The organism is Corynebacterium sp. HMSC075D04, from assembly GCF_001815635.1.
GTDB lineage: Bacteria > Actinomycetota > Actinomycetes > Mycobacteriales > Mycobacteriaceae > Corynebacterium > Corynebacterium coyleae.
Genome location: NZ_KV821329.1, coordinates 1 through 291 on the forward strand (window position 1 = coordinate 1; position 291 = coordinate 291).

Annotated in this window: 1 pseudogene; it reads left to right on the forward strand. The window is 53.6% G+C overall.

From position 1 onward, the window contains the following. Positions 1 to 291, forward strand: a pseudogene (locus HMPREF3048_RS04115) (IS256 family transposase); the annotation flags it as partial.

Here is a 291-nt window from a genome sequence, read left to right on the forward strand (position 1 = left end):
TCTACAAGGATTGGCTCAACGAAAAGACACAGGTCAAAGACCCAAAAACAGGGGAAGACACACTCGTGTGGACCCATGTCAACGTGCGCAAGGCCTACAACAGTCTCAACCACCTGTGGCGCAATGACCTGCTGTTTGTCTACCTCAAGCCCCCGAAAGGCGTGCTTAAGCCGCATCGGATCAAATCCACCACCAACAGTCTTGAAGGCGGCATCAACGCCCAATTGAAGCTCCTTGCGAGAACTCATCGCGGCAGACGCGGTGAGCACCAACGCAAAATGCTGGATTGGT